Here is a 16,644-nt window from a genome sequence, read left to right as displayed (position 1 = left end):
TCACCAAAGTTGTCACCAACAGATTCACTGGAGTCAAAAAGATACTCAGGAGCCGTGTGAGGCGAAAGTTTCATGCACGGTTCTGGAGCGGAGGTGCTCCCCGTAATAGGGGACATCGACCGTAATATATTCCAGGTAAACGATCAAGGAAGGATGAGTTTACCAGAAGCGGAACATAACCGAAACCATGATCGCATTGCTGCTGAATTAGGCAACATTATTGAACGAAATCCACAGATAATGGAAGTATTCCCTAATAATATCCAACCAGATCTCGAACCAATTCCCGAATCAGCTAATACTGATCAATCCTTTGAACATCAGAGGGAAAAACAAACTGATTGAACAGGGAATAGGGAATAGGGAACAGGGAATAGGGAACAGGGAATAGGGAACAGGGAACAGGGAACAGGGAACAGGGAATAGGGAAAAAATCATGTCTAGCGTTTATTCCATGTATGAGGTACACTTATCAACCTCAAAGTCCCCCTTTTTAAGGGGGATTTAGGGGGATCCTTCTCAAAGTCCCCCTTTTTAAGGGGGATTTAGGGGGATCATTTTGTACCTGATCGGAAAGAGAATTGCTATATAAGATAAAGTGAGTAACAGCAACAACCGAGAAATGCTCATCAAAGCCGCCCAATGCTACCTCAAAGCCGGGTGGTTAGCCGATGCTTCTCGAGTATGGGAAGAAATAGGAGAATACCGGGAAGCGGCGGCGATCTACGAACAACAGGAAAACTGGTCACAAGCGGCTCAGTGCTATCTCAAAAACCAAGACTGGTCAAAAGCCGCCCAATGCTATCTCAGAAACGCTCAACCAGAAGCAGCAGCAGAGTGTTGGACTCAAGCAGGAGATACCCTAAAAGCGGTCTGGATCAGAACAGACTACCTTAAGCAACATTATCAAACTCAATTAGCCCTGCGGGATATTACTCCCCAAACAGCAACAGAAGAATTAGAGATTGAACTAATTCTTGCCCGTTGTGAAGCAGGAGCTAGAAAAACAAAGCAAGCAGCGGCTCGATTAAGAGAAATATTGAGTCGATTCAAAAATAGTCATAAAAAGCACCTATATGAGTGGGCATTAAGAGTAGCAGAAGTCCTAAGTAGACCAGATTTAAGCGCCCTAATCTATAGTGCAGCAGTAAAAGCCAGAATGCCCAATGCCATAGGGGAATGGGAAACATGGGCAATGGCCACCCTAGGAGAGGCCACAGGAATACCGCAACCAGAAGAAGAAGAAGAAGAAGAAGATTTAAAAACCTTTGAAGTAGTAACAGTGGACCGTACAGGAGAAATAATCAACAGAGAACATAAACAAGCAAGTTATTTGATTGAAGATCTCGGAAATGGAGTCAAGCTAGAGATGGTGTATATCCCAGCCGGAAGGTTCTTAATGGGTGCGCCGGAAAGTGAGAGTGAGAGTGATGACAGGGAAAGACCTCAACACCAAGTAAGCATTAAAGGGTTTTTCCTGGGGAAATATCCAGTAACCCAGAAGCAATGGCGAGCAGTGGCCAAGCTACCAAAAGTTAACCGGGACTTAGAGCCAGACCCCTCTGAGTTTAAAGGAGAGAATCGACCAGTAGAGTGCGTAAGCTGGTTAGAGGCGGTGGAATTCTGCGATCGCGTCTCTAAACATACAGGAACCGAATACAGATTACCGAGTGAAGGGGAATGGGAATACGCCTGTAGAGCCGGAACAACCACACCATTCCATTATGGAGAGACCCTAACCAGTAGATTAGCTAACTATAAGGCTAGCTATACTTATGGAGAGGAAGCTGTAGGGAAATATCGAAGAGAAACCACGGAAGTAGGAAGTTTTCCCCCCAACGGCTTTGGCCTATACGATATGCACGGCAATGTAGAAGAGTACTGTGCCGACAGTTGGCATAATAATTACGAAAGAGCACCCACAGATGGGAGTATTTGGCAGTATTACAATAAGTATTATTATCATAGTCTGCGGGGCGGCTCGTGGACCTTCATTCCTAGGGATTGCCGCTCTGCCTCCCGCCTCGACTATGACGCGCGCGATGAACTATACAACTTTGTGGGTTTTCGTGTGGCTCGGGGTGTTGGGAGCTGTCACCCCTAATCAGCCAAGTGATTAATATTCCCGACTCCCGATTCCCTACTCCCGATTCCCGATTCCCGATTCCCGATTCCCGACTCCCGACTCCCGACTCCCGATTCCCGACTCCCGATTCCCTATTGATAATGTCAAAAAAGTCCAAATTTACAATTCGGCGGTTAACCGAAGCACAAGGAAAACCCTCACCGGCAAAAGACCCCCAGCCCACCCCTAAACAGCCTTCATCAGAGACAACAACCTCAAAAACACCAGCATCTCAACGGTTATTAGATTCATCTACAGGGGGGCATTTTGGGAGTGCTAATCATGTTCTGGCATTCTTAGGGTCAGTTTTAGGTACTAGGTTATCAGATGCAGCAGTTGTCCGCCGGGCACCCCAGGGAAAATGGTGGGCAGAAGTGGCTGTTTCCCATGAGCGTATCGCCCCACTAATTTGGACAGCGGGAGGTAGACCCTTTGCTCGTCATCATCAACAATGGGTAAAGTTGTCCCTTTCAGGAGAGTTGCCTAGTCAGGATCAAGACACACAAACCTTAGATGTTAGCACTTGGTCAATTGTAGAATTAGCAGAATTATTAGCAGAAGCGAGTTTACCTCCTAGTCGTTATCAAAGAGCCACTATCTTAGACGTTGTCACCCCTGGCTCCCTAGGTCGGTGGATTTTGGGTCGTGCCACAGCTTTAGGTCTAGAGGTAACCCTGACCAGCGCCTCACAACAGCCCCTTAATAATAACCATAATAATAATCATCAGGAAAGCTCTGGGGTTTTATTGATGCGACTGCAGTCTGATGGCAACCGCACCATTCCCGCTGCTCTAGTCCATCGTTTAACCAGCTTACCCTATACTACTGTAGCAGTCCCGGTTTTAGAGACTGAAAGGGCAAGAATTTTGGTGGATGTGCGCCATCGCCTCCCCCTAACTCCTAGTCTGATTGAGCCGATGATTCCCGAAGATGAAATTTGGGTATTGGGAACTGCTGATCTAGGCCACTGGCGACTACGCACTATTGGCAATCAGATAGACGGAGGGTTGCTTTTAGATGCACCTCAACTGCCTAAAGCTAAAGCTCCTTCCTTAGTTTCTAACCGATTACCAAAGCCTATAGCTGTGCAGCTTGTGCCTCGTCCTAGACCTAGCCAAAAAGTGGATGCAGTGCTACTGGATGATACAGAACTATCGTGGGTGCGCTCCCTGCTGATGGCAAGACCTGTAGGGGAAATGGCTTTTTTGTTACCAGGAGCAGGATACCATCTTTTAACTGCACCAGGGGGCTTACCTACACAAATCCCCCTAGGTATTCCCTTAATCTGGATAGGACCAAGCTCCCTCTATTTAGAGTTAGGTATGGACTTTTATCCTTCGTTACCTAATGGAGCTCGTCAGCAGCGATTTAACCTAAACTCCAAGGCTGCTGTGGTGGTGGCTCGTAATCAAACATATCGCTTTAATATAGCCGAGATGACTCCAGCTTGGACACTCTGGGTCGGGGAAGTTCCCCAGGTGAAAGCAGGACTTTCAAAACCAGGTAAACAGTTGCTCAATAGCATTTCTAAACAGTTGCGACAAGGGGAAACTAAACCGTGGCTCCAGGAACTTTTTCCACCTAAACCAGATAGTACTCAGGAAGTTGGAACGTTGGAACAGGCACAGCAAGCAGAATTGAAGGGAGATTTAGTCAAAGCCGCAGCTTTGTTAGAAAATGCCGGTTATTCAGCACAGGCGGGTCGGTTGTATGAAAGGATTGGGAAGAGGAGGGGAAGTTAGAAGTTATAGCAATTCTACGACTTGTGAGGTACAAATTTCTGGTTTTTAGGGAGCAGGGAGCAGGGAGCAGGGAGCAGGGAGCAGGGAAGAAGGAAAAGGGAAGAGGGAAGAGGGAAGAGGGAAAAAATAATGTGTACCTCATGAGTCCTAGAAACGCTATAGAAGTTAGAAGTTAGAAGTCAGAAGGTAGAAGTTAGAAGGTAGAATTTATAAAAAATTCCTCGCAACATTTTGATAGTTATGTATAGCAGTCGAAGTAAAACTTAAGACATATTTATGCTCCCTGCTCCCTGCTCCCTGCTCCCTGCTCCCTTTCAACCAAAATACTCTGTCCTAAACTATACTTCGGTTGCTATACATTAACTGACCGGCGAAAAAATTCTCACGCTGTAATTATCGATGAGCGCGTGAGATGAATTTTGCACAGGGTCTAGTCCCTATCAGTTGGGTTCTTCAGGTCTGTCAAGATTTCTGAATATATTTTTTTAGTTGCTCAACGGTAACGCCTCCACAAATAGCAATAAAGTAACCACCAGTCCAAAAAACTTTTTTTGAATAATATTTGTTAATTTGATCGGAAAATTCTTTGCGTAGGTATCGGCTGGAAACGGTTTTGATATTATTGATTAGTTTGCTCAGCTGAGTCTGGGGATTGTATTGGATCAATAAATGAACGTGGTCCGTTTCACCATTAAACTCAACCAAGCTAAGCAGGTGCACAAAATTAATTACACATTTTACAAAACTCAAAGCCTTACGATGTAAGGGTTACAGAGATTGGGAGTAGGAAATTAATTTTGTTTAGGTGCTTACCTTCCCACTTAGACATTAGGGTAGAAAATATTGATTCGCTTGGAATCAACATTTTCCTTGTCAATACTTTTCGTCGATATTTTGGGACTAACACGTTGAGGAGCTTTTAGGTTTGAAACACCTCTGGCACGGTGGATATTGTCGTCAGACATGGGTTGAAACTAAAATATTTCATGCTATAATAGCATTAATGGTCGAATTGGTCGGATTAATATAAGTGAAATCAACATTTCAGTTTCGAGCTTACCTTACACAAAAGCAAAAACTTGAGGGGAATTATTGGCTTCGATTGTGTCGCTATTGGTACAACCGTCAACTTGGAGATCGTTTTAATTGGTGGGATAACAATAGAAATTACCTAAACGCTTGTCCGCTAGTTTGCTCGTTACCTGAACTAAGAGATAATCCGACCCGATACGGTCAACAGTCACAATTACCTAAACTCAAAACAGATTTGGTTAAGGTGTTTCATAGTGGTGAGCTATTAGACTTTACCAGATTAGATTCGACTGTTTTGCAAGATGTTTGTAAGCGGGCTGATGATGCTTTCAAACGCTATATAAAAGGTGACTCTAACGGCTTACGTAGTGGCAAGCCACGATTTAAGAACCAATCCAGTTACCGAACGATGGTGTTCGCAATGGTTAAACCGAAGTGGATTCATCTTGTTCGTAAAAACTGGCTTTATATCAAGCTTCCTAAGCTTGGAATGTTAAAGGTTCGGATGCACAGGATAATACCGGATGGAGCCGTAGTTAAACGTATTAGTTTGACTAAAAAAGCTGACGGTTGGTATGTTAATCTGACCTTAGAAGATCTTACGGTACCTGAGTTTACACCTGATCACATTGTTCCTGATTGGGATAATTCAATTGGTCTTGACGCAGTACTAGAGGGCGATGACTATATTGCCACATCTGAAAATACAAAATACAAATCAGCTAAACCACTACGCAAATCTTTACCGAAACTTAAAACTGTTTCTGCTAAGAAATCATCGAAGCGTAAAGGGTCTTCATCTCGTCGCAAACTAGCTAAGCGTGAATCTCGAATACATCAACGCATTGCTAGACAGCGCCAAAATCACCGTTACAACCTGGCTCACAAGCTGGTAAAAACAGGTAAAAAAGTATTTTTTACTGAAAAATTAAATATTAAAGGACTTACAAAGCGAAATAAACCAAAAAAAGCTGCTGATGGAACATATTTACCCAATGGTCAATCGGCTAAATCTGGATTAAATAAGTCTTGGCTAGATGCGGCATTTGGTGAATTTCTAACAACACTGGACTACATAGCCTCAAAAGCTGGAGCAGTGATTATCAAAAAGAATCCGGCGTATTCATCAATGATTCTAAGTTATCGGAACGAAGTTATATTTACCGATTGCTCAATCAGAAAATATTTTGATCCGGTTGAAAAAGTTTTGGTTGATCGGGATGTGAATGCCGCAATTAACCTTAAACGACTTGGGCTGGGCGTTTTCCCAAGTATAAAACGGCGTAGTGGGAAGTTAGTCGTATCTGGCGATATGGACGATAGTACCACGAAGCAAATCGTGTCTATCCTAAGGGACGGCACGAACACTCCAGGGTTTTAAGAAGTCCACATCATAATCTTTGATTTGATGTGAGGAGTGCGTCACTAACATGAGTCACTATGCAAAAGGACAACTTAATTCCTACATTACTCGTCAAGCTAGAACTGTAGGTCGGAAAGTAATTCACTCTACTCCTACCCAGTCTTTACCGAGTAACCTTAGCCTACTTCCCACGGCTTTAGCACAACTACACCGACTTAGCATTTATCCCCCCTTATCCCTAGTCCAAGACCTCCTAGACCTCACTGGTGGTCGTACCGTTCATAAGTCCCTGTCTCAACTGGCAAGAGATACTAACACCGGAATTCCTGGATTAATTGCCCTGCGCTGGCCTGCTCCTGCACGGATAGGAATGGTGGCTTTGTTGCTACACAAACTCCCTCTGACAGACTGGGAACCTCCCTCTGGTATCTCTCCCAGGGAAGTCTGCGAAGCTCTCAAAGCTGGCCTAAAAGGGAAACCCATTGAGCCAAAAGCCCCACCAACCCCGATTTCCCTCTTGCAAGAGTCCGCCAAACACATCGATGAGCGCCTCTTATCTTTACTTGCTATTCTCGGTCCTCAAGCTGTAGAAGCGGAACCGGCTTTACCCCTACGTTTATTGTCCCGTGTCCAAGACTTGCCAGTTTTGAATTCCATTCAACGCCAGTTATTAGGAGTACGCATCTGTTTCGGCGAGCATTCAGGACGTGCCATTGGCAATGCACCGGGAGTAGAACGAGGTCAGGTAAGTGGTGTAGAGACAGCTAGCCGCACCGATTGGAATTCCCTACTTCCCAGCCAATTAGCCATGCCCAAATCTGTATTTAGCTACCGTTACCAACGGGGAGAATTGTTATTTCGTACCCGTGAACTGGCTGAACCACCACGCCTTCGTCCGACCGTCTTGCTGTTGGATGTCACTCCCCCTGTGTTTGGTCCAGTTGAAGCTCTTACCCGTATGGCAGCTTATTCTATCAGTTGTTTGTTACAACAAGCTAGAATACCAGTTGTTTTAGTTACCACTGGCGAAGACGAAGAACGGTTAATAGAACTGAATAATTCAATTGATTTAATCTCAATTTGGACACAACGCTCCATGGAACCCCCTAATGAATTACGGAGTTTGAAACTCGCTGATGCAGTACGAAGCAATCTAAGAGATGAAAGTGGACTTGAACCGATGATATTATTATTAACTCAGCCTTGGTTTGGTGCTGAAGCGAAAATTCCACGGATTCAAGGACTGCGGGGACTTTTTATTCAATATCCCTCTTGCGATGTACTTCCGGCACTTGGTAGTTTATGCGAAAGATGGGAGAGTGTTGGTGCTAGACAAAAAGAAGAGTTAGGTCAAATTTTGGGATATTTGATCGGCTAGACCTATGCCAGGAATCATTGTGCCACAAGACGGACAATGGTTATCCAGCATTTTATTTTCCAACAACTTAAAACCATGACGTTTAATTAATATTTCTCCACAGTTGGGACATACTGTATCCTGTTTCCCTTTTTCCAAAAAGTTACCAAAATAAACGTATCTTAATCCTGCTGCTAGTCCAATGTCACGGGCTTGGTATAGAGTTTCAATGGGTGTGGGTGGTACATCTTCCATTCTGTAGGCTGGGAAAAATCGTGTGATGTGCCACGGCGTATCAATCCCTAATTCCTGGGCAATAAATCCTGCTATATCTTCTAATTCCCCAGATTCGTCATTAATACCAGGAATAACTACAGTAGTTACTTCTAACCATATCCCAAGAGATTTCATGAATTTGAGGCTATCCAATACAGGCTGCAATCTACCTCCAAACTGTCGATAGGTTTGGTCTCGAAAGGCTTTTAAATCTACATTAGCGGCATTTAAATAGGACTGACAAACGTCCAGCATTTCCTTGCTCATAAAACCATTGGTTTTAAAGAGATTAAAAAGTCCGGCTTGGTGAGCTAAAGTAGCAATGGCGTGAACATATTCAAAAAAGATAGTTGGTTCAACATAGGTATAAGCAAGACTACGACAACCCACCTGAAGTGCAGCCGCAACAATTTTCTCAGCTGAAGCCTCAACCCCAATTGCGTCAAACTCCTCTGTTGACATTTGGGAGACTTGCCAATTAGTGCAATATTGGCAATGAAAATTACAACCACTTGTGGCTAGAGAATAGGTGGTTGAACCTGGATAGAAGTGAAATAATGGCTTCTTCTCAACCCGATCTATATTCTGAGTTACAGTACGACCAAAAACCAGGGTATAAAGGGATCCTCCCCGATTTTCGCGCACCTGACAGATTCCTCTTTTGCCTTGAGGAATAAGGCAGTAATGAGGACACAGTTGACACAAAACACTCCCTTCTTCCTGCTTCTGATATAGCATGGCTTTCTTGGGATTGTTTAATTGGTAGGTGTTACCGTTCATTATGGCAAGAATACTTTCAGCAATCTTTAACTATAGCGGTTTTTAGTCTAATACTTCCTTCCAGGATGGTTAGATAAATTTGGCCAAAATCCCGACTATCAGCTATCAGCTTAAGCGCTACGCGCACGCGTGCGCGTTCAGCTATCAGCTATCAGCTATCAGCTTAAGCGCTACGCGCACGCGTGCGCGTTCAGCTATCAGCTAAGTACCTGGACAAAAATAAACCTTGCTTCTTGATGCAGTCGCTCATGGGGGAAACCACGGCAGTCGCTCATGGGGGAGACCCCCAAGACCGCGCTGCCTTCCCAAGACCGCGCTGCATCGCTGTATTAACTTGTGTAAAGTTGCCAAAAGCCCCTCTGCTCCCTGCTCCCTGCTCCCTATTTCAACAGTTAATTTTAGTTTTGTCCGACTACTTATCAGCTATCAGCGTTTGTCATAACTATCACGTACACAGGATTGTTTCCCTCTTCTGACTTCCCTGCTCCCTGTTCCCTGTTCCCTAAGCCACCACCAGGTGGGAAATACCAGCACATAAAGAAAAATTTACGGAACTCGGTATAATCACAGTGTAGATACTGAATTAGAGTCAAAGTATCAAATTCTATTTTTCACAGGTCTTGAAATAACCATCCATGAATACTCGACATACCCCTGGTTATCTCATCGAAAAGATAAACGAAGCAATGTGTAGTGCTTTCCCTGATAAACATAAATTAGAAAGAATGGTGCGTTATGCATTAAATATAAATCTGAACGAGGTTGCTAGCGGTGGAGATTTACAGGAAATCGTTGACAAATTAATAAAGTATTTTGAGGCTTCCAATGAGTTAGAAAAATTAATTGATGGAGCACTTGAACATATTCCAAATAATCCTCAATTAAAGGCAATCCAGGAAAACTTTAAAATTACGACTAGTGTAGTCAAGATATTGCGTCCTTTAGAAAGGCGTTTTATCAAACAAATGCAACAGGCTTACAGAGATTGTTGTGCCGATAATTTATTGGAGTCTTCGGAATATCAACTCCCTAACAGTTTCTATGATATTCTCAAAAATTTGGATGAGATATCTCAACAAACTGATGATGAAAAACTGATTGTACAATTTGTTGATAATTTATTACTAAATCTATTAGTTAATATAAATATTACTAAGTCAAAGGCTGAGCAACTAGAGCAATGGTTAGAAAAAAATTCTAATAACGTTTATAATTTATTAGTTTACCAACAAAACATAAATTCACCACATAAGAGAATTGTCAAGCCAAATCCGAGGGAAGAAAGTTTAAACCCAGCCAAACCAAAAGGTTCCAATAAGTTTTCCCGGGCTGATTTCTTAAAGGTATGCTTAATAACAATGCCAATAGTGCTTCTGGTTGATTATCTCATAAACAAACAAAAAGGAAAGCAGTTTTCCTTTGAAGTAGTAACAGTTAACCGTAGAGGAGAAACAATCAAGAAAGAATCCAAGCAAGCGGATTATTTCACTCAAGATCTCGGAAATGGAGTAGACCTAGATATGGTGTCTATCCCAGAAGGAAGCTTCTTAATGGGTTCCCCGGAAACTGAGAAGGGGACTCATGACAGGGAAAGACCTCAGCACAAAGTAACCATCCAACCCTTCTTCCTGGGCAAATATCTGGTAACTCAAGCGCAATGGCGAGCTGTGGCCAAGCTTCCAAAAGTCAACCGGGACTTAAACCCAGACCCCTCTTACTTTCCAGGAGACAATCGACCAGTAGAGCAAGTCAACTGGTACGATGCGATGGAATTTTGCGATCGCCTTTCCCAATATACAGGAAGGAAATACAGATTACCGAGTGAAGCGGAATGGGAATACGCCTGTAGAGCCGGAACTACCACACCATTCCATTATAAAGATACCACACCATTCCATTATGGAGAGACCATAACCGGTCTATTAGCTAATTATAATGCTTCCTATACTTATGCAGAGGAAAAAGAAGGGGAATATCGAGAAGAAACCACCCCAGTAGGACATTTTCCCCCCAACGGCTTTGGCTTATACGATATGCACGGCAATCTTTGGGAGTGGTGTGCGGATCCAAGGCATGATAATTACAAAGGAGCTCCTACAGATGGGAGGATCTGGACTAAATCTAGTAATCATACTAAATATATTCTGCGGGGCGGGTCCTGGAGCGCCTCTCCTATTTATTGCCGTTCTGCCCACCGCGACTACAATTTCACGCGCGATCTCATCAAAGGCAATGTCGGTTTTCGTGTGGCTCGTGGTGTTGGGTAGGGTGTGTTAGGGGCGGACTTGCCTTGATTTTTCGCCTCGTAGCCAGCGTTCGGATAGTCTGCCCCGTAACGCACCACAGGGTCAAACTTTATTTGAATAAACTTTGATCAAGGTAATACAATCCTCTGAGCAAACAAACTCTGCAATCGCTCTAACTTACCACCCTTTTGATACAATAAATCTCCCTTACCCAACAAATAAGCCGCTTCCGTGTTGCTGCCACCAAAAATAATCCTTGAGTCGGCTTCAGACGCTGTGCGTAAAGCAATTCGCCCAGGTAAATTAGAGCGAATAATCGGAGTAACAACATTGGCGTCTGGCCGTTGAGTAGCAACAATCAAATGAATTCCAGCTGCTCTAGCTTTTGCTCCTAAACGCTTAATACTTAATTCTAACTCTTTGCGGATGTCTTTTTCTGCCATGAAGTCAGCATATTCATCAAATATACAGACTATCCGAGGTAATGGTAAAATTTGTTTATTAATCAATTGCTGATTATAAGCATCCAGGTGAGCACACTTGGCTTGTTCAAATTTCTGGTAACGCTCCTCCATTTCATCAACTAATTGCTCCATCAGTTCGATAGCGCGATCGCAATCTTTAACGATTGGTGAGAGCAACCATGGCATGTCCTCAAATTCTGGGAAAGTGACGCGCTTGGGATCAACTAGAGCAATTTTGAGCTGTTGAGGAGAATGCTGATAGAGTAGGGATAGCAGAAGCGATCGCAAAAATTCACTCTTGCCACTTCCGGTTGTGCCCCCTACCAAAAAGTGACAGGTATTGGGATCCGATAAATCCGCTTCTACCAATTTCCCATCTAAATTTACTCCAAGCCCAATCCTGGGAGACTTTAACTCAATTTCCCCCCAAGATTGGGGGGTTAGGGGGGCGGGAGACTTTAACTCAATTTCCCCCCAAGATTGGGGGGTTAGGGGGGCGGAATTTGCCGGACGCTGGATATAGTCATCAAATCTAGCTACTTCTCTATCCTCATCCTTCCGTGGTAAATCCACACTGACATACCCAGCTAATGGAGTAATCAAGGGAGGATTCTCCAGACCTAAGTGTACTTGTAAATCCTTGGATCGATTCTGTATCGATATGACTTTTACCCCACGATTGGGTTTTACCTTGATCCGGACAAATGCTGGAGCAACTGTTGCGTTGACATAATCGACACCAATTTTAAAGTCTTCTAGAGTACTCACCAATTTCTCCCCGGTCTGGTCAGCATCAAGACTTTGCCGGGATGGTGCTTTGACCGGCTTTTGCTTAGTCTGAGGAATTTTGGGGGATGGTGCCTTGACCGGCTTTTGCTCAATATCAGGAATTTTGGGGGATGGTGGCTTGACCGGCTTTTTCTCAGTTTTCCCATCCTCAAAAAAGGTTTGACAGGTCTGTTGTTGGGGACAAATGTTGCATAGGTGAGGCTGTCGTGTCGGTGGTGGTGGCTCCAGGTCGCCCTTACCGATTGTGGGAGTGCAATGGTTTTTTATAGTTTCCCCATCTCCCCCCTCTTCGACCTGAGCAGGTTTCCAACTCAGCCATTCCCGCATCTGTTGTAATTTATGGGGAATGAGCTGATGCACTGTATCTTCTAGCTCTTCCCGGGAATAGTAGTGTTTTTGGAATTCCGGTAAAACACAATAAACCGCTGCATCTATTGCTACTCCTTTTTTTTGGTGGAGCATGTAACTATAGAGGGCTACTTGAGCTAGGTTAGCGGATGGATCTACCGGTTGATAGGTTTTATAGTCTACGACACAATAGCGATCGCGCTCACAGTCGAAAATTAAGCTATCGAATTTTCCATTAACTCGTTGCTGGCTGCCATCAGGAAGAGTGAAGTTATAACTGAGCTTTATTTCTTGAGCAATAAAGGTTTTACTAATTACTTCCTCTGGCTGACAATAGCCTCGATTAGCAACTAGCAATTGAGTCCAATGGGGAATTAGTGATTTTAATCCTTGCCACAGTTGAAGTAAGATCGAGGCTATCTTTTGATTGGTGATTTTGGGGAAAACAACTAGCTCATACAGTAGCGCTTGGATCTTAGAGCTAATCTGGCTTTGGTCTAGCTGACTTGCTGTGGGGGAAAATAAAGCTTGAAATCGGGAATCTTGCTGGAGTGTGTCAGTACACTGTTCACATAGCTGATGGAATACTGTCCCAATACCTGGTGAGTGGGATTGTGGTATAAATATGGGTTTTCCACCAAAGCGCTTACTCAAATAAAATAAGCGAGGACATTCAAGGGCTACCCTAACTTGGGTAACACTGAAGCGACGGGATTGCGATTGTTGCGTCCGTGATTGTCTTGTGACCATCTGCTCTCGACTCCAGCTATTTTTATCACTAATTTCTAGTAAGCGGCGATGGACATGGGCTAGATAGACTGTATCCAGTTTTGCATACTTTAGCTGTTTTTCGCTTAGCGGACGTTTTCCCCAATCACTGCTTTGCTCTTCTGTATCGACATTGGCGAAATTGCACAGCTCTCGCGCTAGGGTTTTTAGTTTATTATTGGATACCTGTAATGGATTAGACAGTTTCTTATTCGTCAGCGTTCTAGCTATTTTATAGGTACAGGTGACATTTTTCGCTTGGTCTTTACCCCCTAGATACCGTAAATCAAAACTAGCGTTGTGAAAGACTTTTTCAATGTTAGGATTAACCATAATATGGTTAACAAAGTATTGCACTACTTCCGGTTTGTCTAATACATCTAAGATGTAAGCTTTGTCACCATTTATATCTGTTGGATCAGCCAATACCTGAATCAGAGATAATCTAGGATTAGGGGTATTCCAGTCAGCTATTTCCGTATCTAACCAGAGAACTTTTGATGCTGATAAATTCAGGATTAACTCTCGGATCTGTGCTGGTTGAGTCAGGTACATTGGTGCTTGTTATCCGAATTTTTGTTATGGTAAAATAATCATCGTTAGCTGTCAGCCGTCAGCCGTCAGTCTTTGGTCAATGGCACCTCAATTAGGGTGGCACAGGCTTCCAGCCTGTGAGAGCTGAGAGCTGAGAGCTGAGAGCTGAGAGCTGATAACTGAGAGCTGAGAGCTGAGAGCTGAGAGCTGAGAGCTGAGAGCTGAGAGCTGAGAGCTGAGAGCTGAGAGCTGAGAGCTGATAACTGATTACTGATAGCTGATAACTGATTACTGATTACTGATAGCTGATTACTGATTACTGATTGCTGATAGCTGATAGCTTACGGTACCAAATATACTGATTGTGTTTCTGGGGAACCATCCACAGGGATAAGTTTTAGTTCATTTTCCTGACAAAGTTCCTTAATCCGTTGTTGAATTTCTATTTCTTTGAGCCGATTAAATTGACGGTGAGTAGTTTTAATTAAAACCTTAAGACCAATAACTTGGTCTTGTTTGAGGACATTTAACACAAATTCCTTAACTGGATTAAGGGGTACTTTATTATCTACTATAGAAATAATATTCAAATCCTTTAGTAAAGGACAATCCTGCAAAATTCCTGATTCTCGGATTAGACTCTTTAACTCTGTTAGTGTTATTGTTTTATTAGCAAGAACTAACTCTTGGGAACAAGCATCATTAACTAAGCTATGATAAGTAGCTAAGTAATGGACAGAGGATAGATCGTCTAATTTGATGTGAATATGCCTAGAAGCATTGAATAGTTGGCTGTAGAGTTTGTACCCTTTAGTATCACGTTTTAGGCTAATTTTTGTATGGCGAATCAGGTATAAGGTTTGGCAGCGATTGCCTTTTATAGCTTGATCACAGGCATTCATCAGATGATAGAAACTTGTACCATTAGTAGTTTCTCCCCAGACTAATCCGATCCGTCCCTGGGGTGATGGCAACTGGTAACTTAGGGAATGACTGGCAAAACTACCTAACAATAATTTTGGTTTAATACCCCTAATCTCCAGAGCTTCTAATGCCTCTCGTAACATCCCAATCAATTGCGATTCACCAATATCTTGGATTCGGGTAATTTGCTGCTCAGTCTTTTGAAATTCCTTCTGCCACTTTAATTTAAATGAGGCTAAAAGTTTGTCTGCTATTGGTATTGATTCGCCAGCGGTATCCTTTTTAGTAGTTGACTCAGTTTTTGATGGCTCTGAAATGCTAACTGTCTCGATATCCTCACTAGTTAAGTCAATCCTTGATAGCTCTGAAGTCTTAACTCCCTCGCTATCCTCACTAGTTAAGTCAATCGTTGATGGCTCTGAAATCTTAACTCCCTCGCTATCCTCACTTATTAAGTCAATCCTTGATAACTCTGAGTTAACTACCTGAGTTTTATACCTTTGAATTAGCTGATTTCCCAGGCTTAAGGTCTTGCGGGGAGTGGTTTTTTGACCAGGAAATTCTTCTTCGAGGTCTTGCCGAGTTAAAGGATAAATCGGTGAAGTTGGTTTTGGGTCAGCTTGCTGATGTAAGGGATAGAGTTTGCTTGCCCAAAGGGATTCTGCTTGCTCTAGGGTAATGTTTTTGAGCAGAATTTTAGGATTAAGTCTATCGAAATCAGCCGGTTGAAGTTTTTTCTTATTCCTTTGCCAGGTATCAGTGACTATGCTAATAATAATCAGAAAGTTGACACGGCGAGTATGAAGGGTAGAGTTGACATTAAACAGCGCTTGTAGATCCAGAGAAGCATCGGGCAAACGAGGAATATTATCCAATTGGTCAAAACACAGCACAATCGGCTTGGTGGATGAAGAAATTCTCCCGAAGTTGATTAAGATGTTCTGAGCATCGTCTTCGTTATCTATAGAGCCTCTGACCCCAAGGGTTTTGAGTTCATCTTCATCTAAATCTTCTCCCCTTAACCATTGATAAGCCAGGTGATATCTTTCTGGATTAGTGAGGTCATAGAGGACTCCAAAAAATTCCTTATTTCTATGAATTCCCCCTGGATAGCTAGCTCTGAGGTCACTAATAAACTGTTGTCGCTCATTCAGCAGCCAACCGTTTTTTTTAAAGGCTGGGAGACTCTTTAGCCACAGGAGCAACTGAGATTCTTTTTCCCCTTCTGGGATTTTTAGCATACTGTCAACGGTTTCCCTGAGGATATAGCGCCAGATGCGATCGCTATTCGCCCAAGGACCGATATAAGCAAAGAAGGCTTGTTGATTGAGCTGTTGTTTGAGCCGTTTTAATAGATAACTTTTCCCCGAACCAGCATCACCAGCCAGTAAGATAGTGCGGGGTCGATGGTCTTGATTCACCGCACTGAGGGTGGTGGTTATCTGATTGATTTCATCTTGATGAATCGAGTTGACATTAACAGCACCATTGTCTGGATCTTCCCAAAAATTCCCCGTAGCAAAGGTCACGGGGTCAAAGGGATTTAGGGCTTGTTTAATTATTTCCTGGATCGTTGCCATCTCTTTAATTCCATATATAGAGTGGACAAGGATAGAGGATTAACAATTGGGAAGCCTGGGCTTATAGTATCATACTTTGTATCATACTTTACTGCACCATAATGAAAAATAGCCTCCCCCCGGTATTTTGAGGAATACCAGCTTCAATTTGTTCCTCTGTATACATGTTTGCTTCTTGCAAAGCACTCAGATCAATTTTATCTTCTGCTTGCAAGCTATACAGTGCTTTATCCAATTCTTCCCTAGACAAAGGCGGTTGTAACTTTTGGCGCAAATGAAACAGTGGCAAATAGTTTTCTGTACCCAATTCCTGGTA

Annotated in this window: 12 protein-coding genes and 2 pseudogenes; 8 read left to right on the top strand and 6 right to left on the bottom strand. The window is 43.2% G+C overall.

Annotated features, from left to right (window positions below):
* The first annotated feature begins 72 nt into the window (after positions 1 to 72).
* Positions 73 to 345: a hypothetical protein gene (locus F6J99_RS26985; protein ID WP_293117064.1), complete on the top strand. Its 273-nt coding sequence runs from the start codon at positions 73 to 75 to the stop codon at positions 343 to 345.
* Here F6J99_RS26985 and F6J99_RS26980 read toward each other — a convergent pair.
* Positions 296 to 469: a hypothetical protein gene (locus F6J99_RS26980; RefSeq protein WP_293117062.1), complete on the bottom strand. Its 174-nt coding sequence runs from the start codon at positions 467 to 469 to the stop codon at positions 296 to 298. The genes F6J99_RS26985 and F6J99_RS26980 overlap by 50 nt on opposite strands.
* A 129-nt stretch (positions 470 to 598) precedes the next feature.
* On the opposite strand from F6J99_RS26980, the gene F6J99_RS26975 reads away from it, so the two are divergent.
* Genes F6J99_RS26975 through F6J99_RS26965 form a run of 3 tightly spaced genes read left to right on the top strand, consistent with a single transcriptional unit; the run spans position 599 to position 4,043 of the window.
* A complete protein-coding gene (locus F6J99_RS26975) occupies positions 599 to 2,104 on the top strand; it encodes an SUMF1/EgtB/PvdO family nonheme iron enzyme (RefSeq protein WP_293117059.1) in 1,506 nt (501 codons plus the stop codon).
* An 8-nt stretch (positions 2,105 to 2,112) separates the two neighbouring features.
* Complete coding sequence (locus tag F6J99_RS26970) at positions 2,113 to 3,867, top strand: hypothetical protein (protein WP_293117056.1); 1,755 nt, start codon at positions 2,113 to 2,115, stop codon at positions 3,865 to 3,867.
* 23 nt (positions 3,868 to 3,890) lie between these two features.
* Entirely contained in the window at positions 3,891 to 4,043 is a 153-nt protein-coding gene (locus F6J99_RS26965; protein WP_293117054.1) for a hypothetical protein, read from the top strand.
* 286 nt (positions 4,044 to 4,329) lie between these two features.
* On the opposite strand, the pseudogene tnpA reads toward F6J99_RS26965, so the two are convergent.
* Positions 4,330 to 4,572 (bottom strand): annotated as a pseudogene (tnpA, locus tag F6J99_RS26960) (IS200/IS605 family transposase); the annotation flags it as partial.
* Between the two features lie 325 nt (positions 4,573 to 4,897).
* Between tnpA and F6J99_RS26955 the strand changes: the two are divergent.
* A complete protein-coding gene (locus tag F6J99_RS26955) occupies positions 4,898 to 6,280 on the top strand; it encodes a transposase (RefSeq protein ID WP_293117052.1) in 1,383 nt (460 codons plus the stop codon).
* A gap of 49 nt (positions 6,281 to 6,329) precedes the next feature.
* Positions 6,330 to 7,640: a hypothetical protein gene (locus tag F6J99_RS26950; RefSeq protein ID WP_293117049.1), complete on the top strand. Its 1,311-nt coding sequence runs from the start codon at positions 6,330 to 6,332 to the stop codon at positions 7,638 to 7,640.
* On the opposite strand, the gene amrS is transcribed toward F6J99_RS26950, so the two are convergent.
* Entirely contained in the window at positions 7,608 to 8,675 is a 1,068-nt protein-coding gene (amrS, locus tag F6J99_RS26945) for an AmmeMemoRadiSam system radical SAM enzyme (protein ID WP_293117046.1), read from the bottom strand. The two genes, F6J99_RS26950 and amrS, sit on opposite strands and share 33 nt — an antisense overlap.
* 248 nt (positions 8,676 to 8,923) lie before the next feature.
* Here amrS and F6J99_RS26940 point away from each other — a divergent pair, with 248 nt between their 5' ends.
* The gene (locus F6J99_RS26940) at positions 8,924 to 9,151 is read left to right on the top strand and encodes a hypothetical protein (protein ID WP_293117044.1); all 228 of its coding nucleotides are present in this window, start codon (positions 8,924 to 8,926) and stop codon (positions 9,149 to 9,151) included.
* 159 nt (positions 9,152 to 9,310) lie between these two features.
* The gene (locus F6J99_RS26935; RefSeq protein WP_293117042.1) at positions 9,311 to 10,942 is read left to right on the top strand and encodes an SUMF1/EgtB/PvdO family nonheme iron enzyme; all 1,632 of its coding nucleotides are present in this window, start codon (positions 9,311 to 9,313) and stop codon (positions 10,940 to 10,942) included.
* Positions 10,943 to 11,049: 107 nt separating this feature from the next.
* Here the strand turns inward: F6J99_RS26935 and F6J99_RS26930 are convergent, their stop codons facing one another.
* The 3 genes and pseudogenes from F6J99_RS26930 to F6J99_RS26920 all read right to left on the bottom strand — a co-directional run.
* A complete protein-coding gene (locus F6J99_RS26930) occupies positions 11,050 to 13,845 on the bottom strand; it encodes a DNA translocase FtsK (protein ID WP_293117039.1) in 2,796 nt (931 codons plus the stop codon).
* Positions 13,846 to 14,165: 320 nt separating this feature from the next.
* Entirely contained in the window at positions 14,166 to 16,328 is a 2,163-nt protein-coding gene (locus F6J99_RS26925; protein WP_293117035.1) for an ATP-binding protein, read from the bottom strand.
* 88 nt (positions 16,329 to 16,416) lie between these two features.
* Positions 16,417 to 16,644 (bottom strand): annotated as a pseudogene (locus F6J99_RS26920) (hypothetical protein); the annotation flags it as partial.

The organism is Moorena sp. SIO4G3, from assembly GCF_010692305.1.
GTDB classification, from domain to species: domain Bacteria; phylum Cyanobacteriota; class Cyanobacteriia; order Cyanobacteriales; family Coleofasciculaceae; genus Moorena; species Moorena producens_A.
The sequence above is the reverse complement of the archived record's forward strand: the minus strand, read 5'-3'. Positions and strand labels throughout refer to the sequence as shown.

Coding starts and splice junctions, on each gene's coding strand:
- F6J99_RS26925 (WP_293117035.1), bottom strand. CDS start 16,328: ATGGCAACGATCCAGGAAATAATTAAACAAGCCCTAAATCCCTTTGAC.
- F6J99_RS26985 (WP_293117064.1), top strand. CDS start 73: ATGCACGGTTCTGGAGCGGAGGTGCTCCCCGTAATAGGGGACATCGAC.
- amrS (WP_293117046.1), bottom strand. CDS start 8,675: ATGAACGGTAACACCTACCAATTAAACAATCCCAAGAAAGCCATGCTA.
- F6J99_RS26950 (WP_293117049.1), top strand. CDS start 6,330: ATGAGTCACTATGCAAAAGGACAACTTAATTCCTACATTACTCGTCAA.
- F6J99_RS26935 (WP_293117042.1), top strand. CDS start 9,311: ATGAATACTCGACATACCCCTGGTTATCTCATCGAAAAGATAAACGAA.
- F6J99_RS26940 (WP_293117044.1), top strand. CDS start 8,924: ATGGGGGAAACCACGGCAGTCGCTCATGGGGGAGACCCCCAAGACCGC.
- F6J99_RS26930 (WP_293117039.1), bottom strand. CDS start 13,845: ATGTACCTGACTCAACCAGCACAGATCCGAGAGTTAATCCTGAATTTA.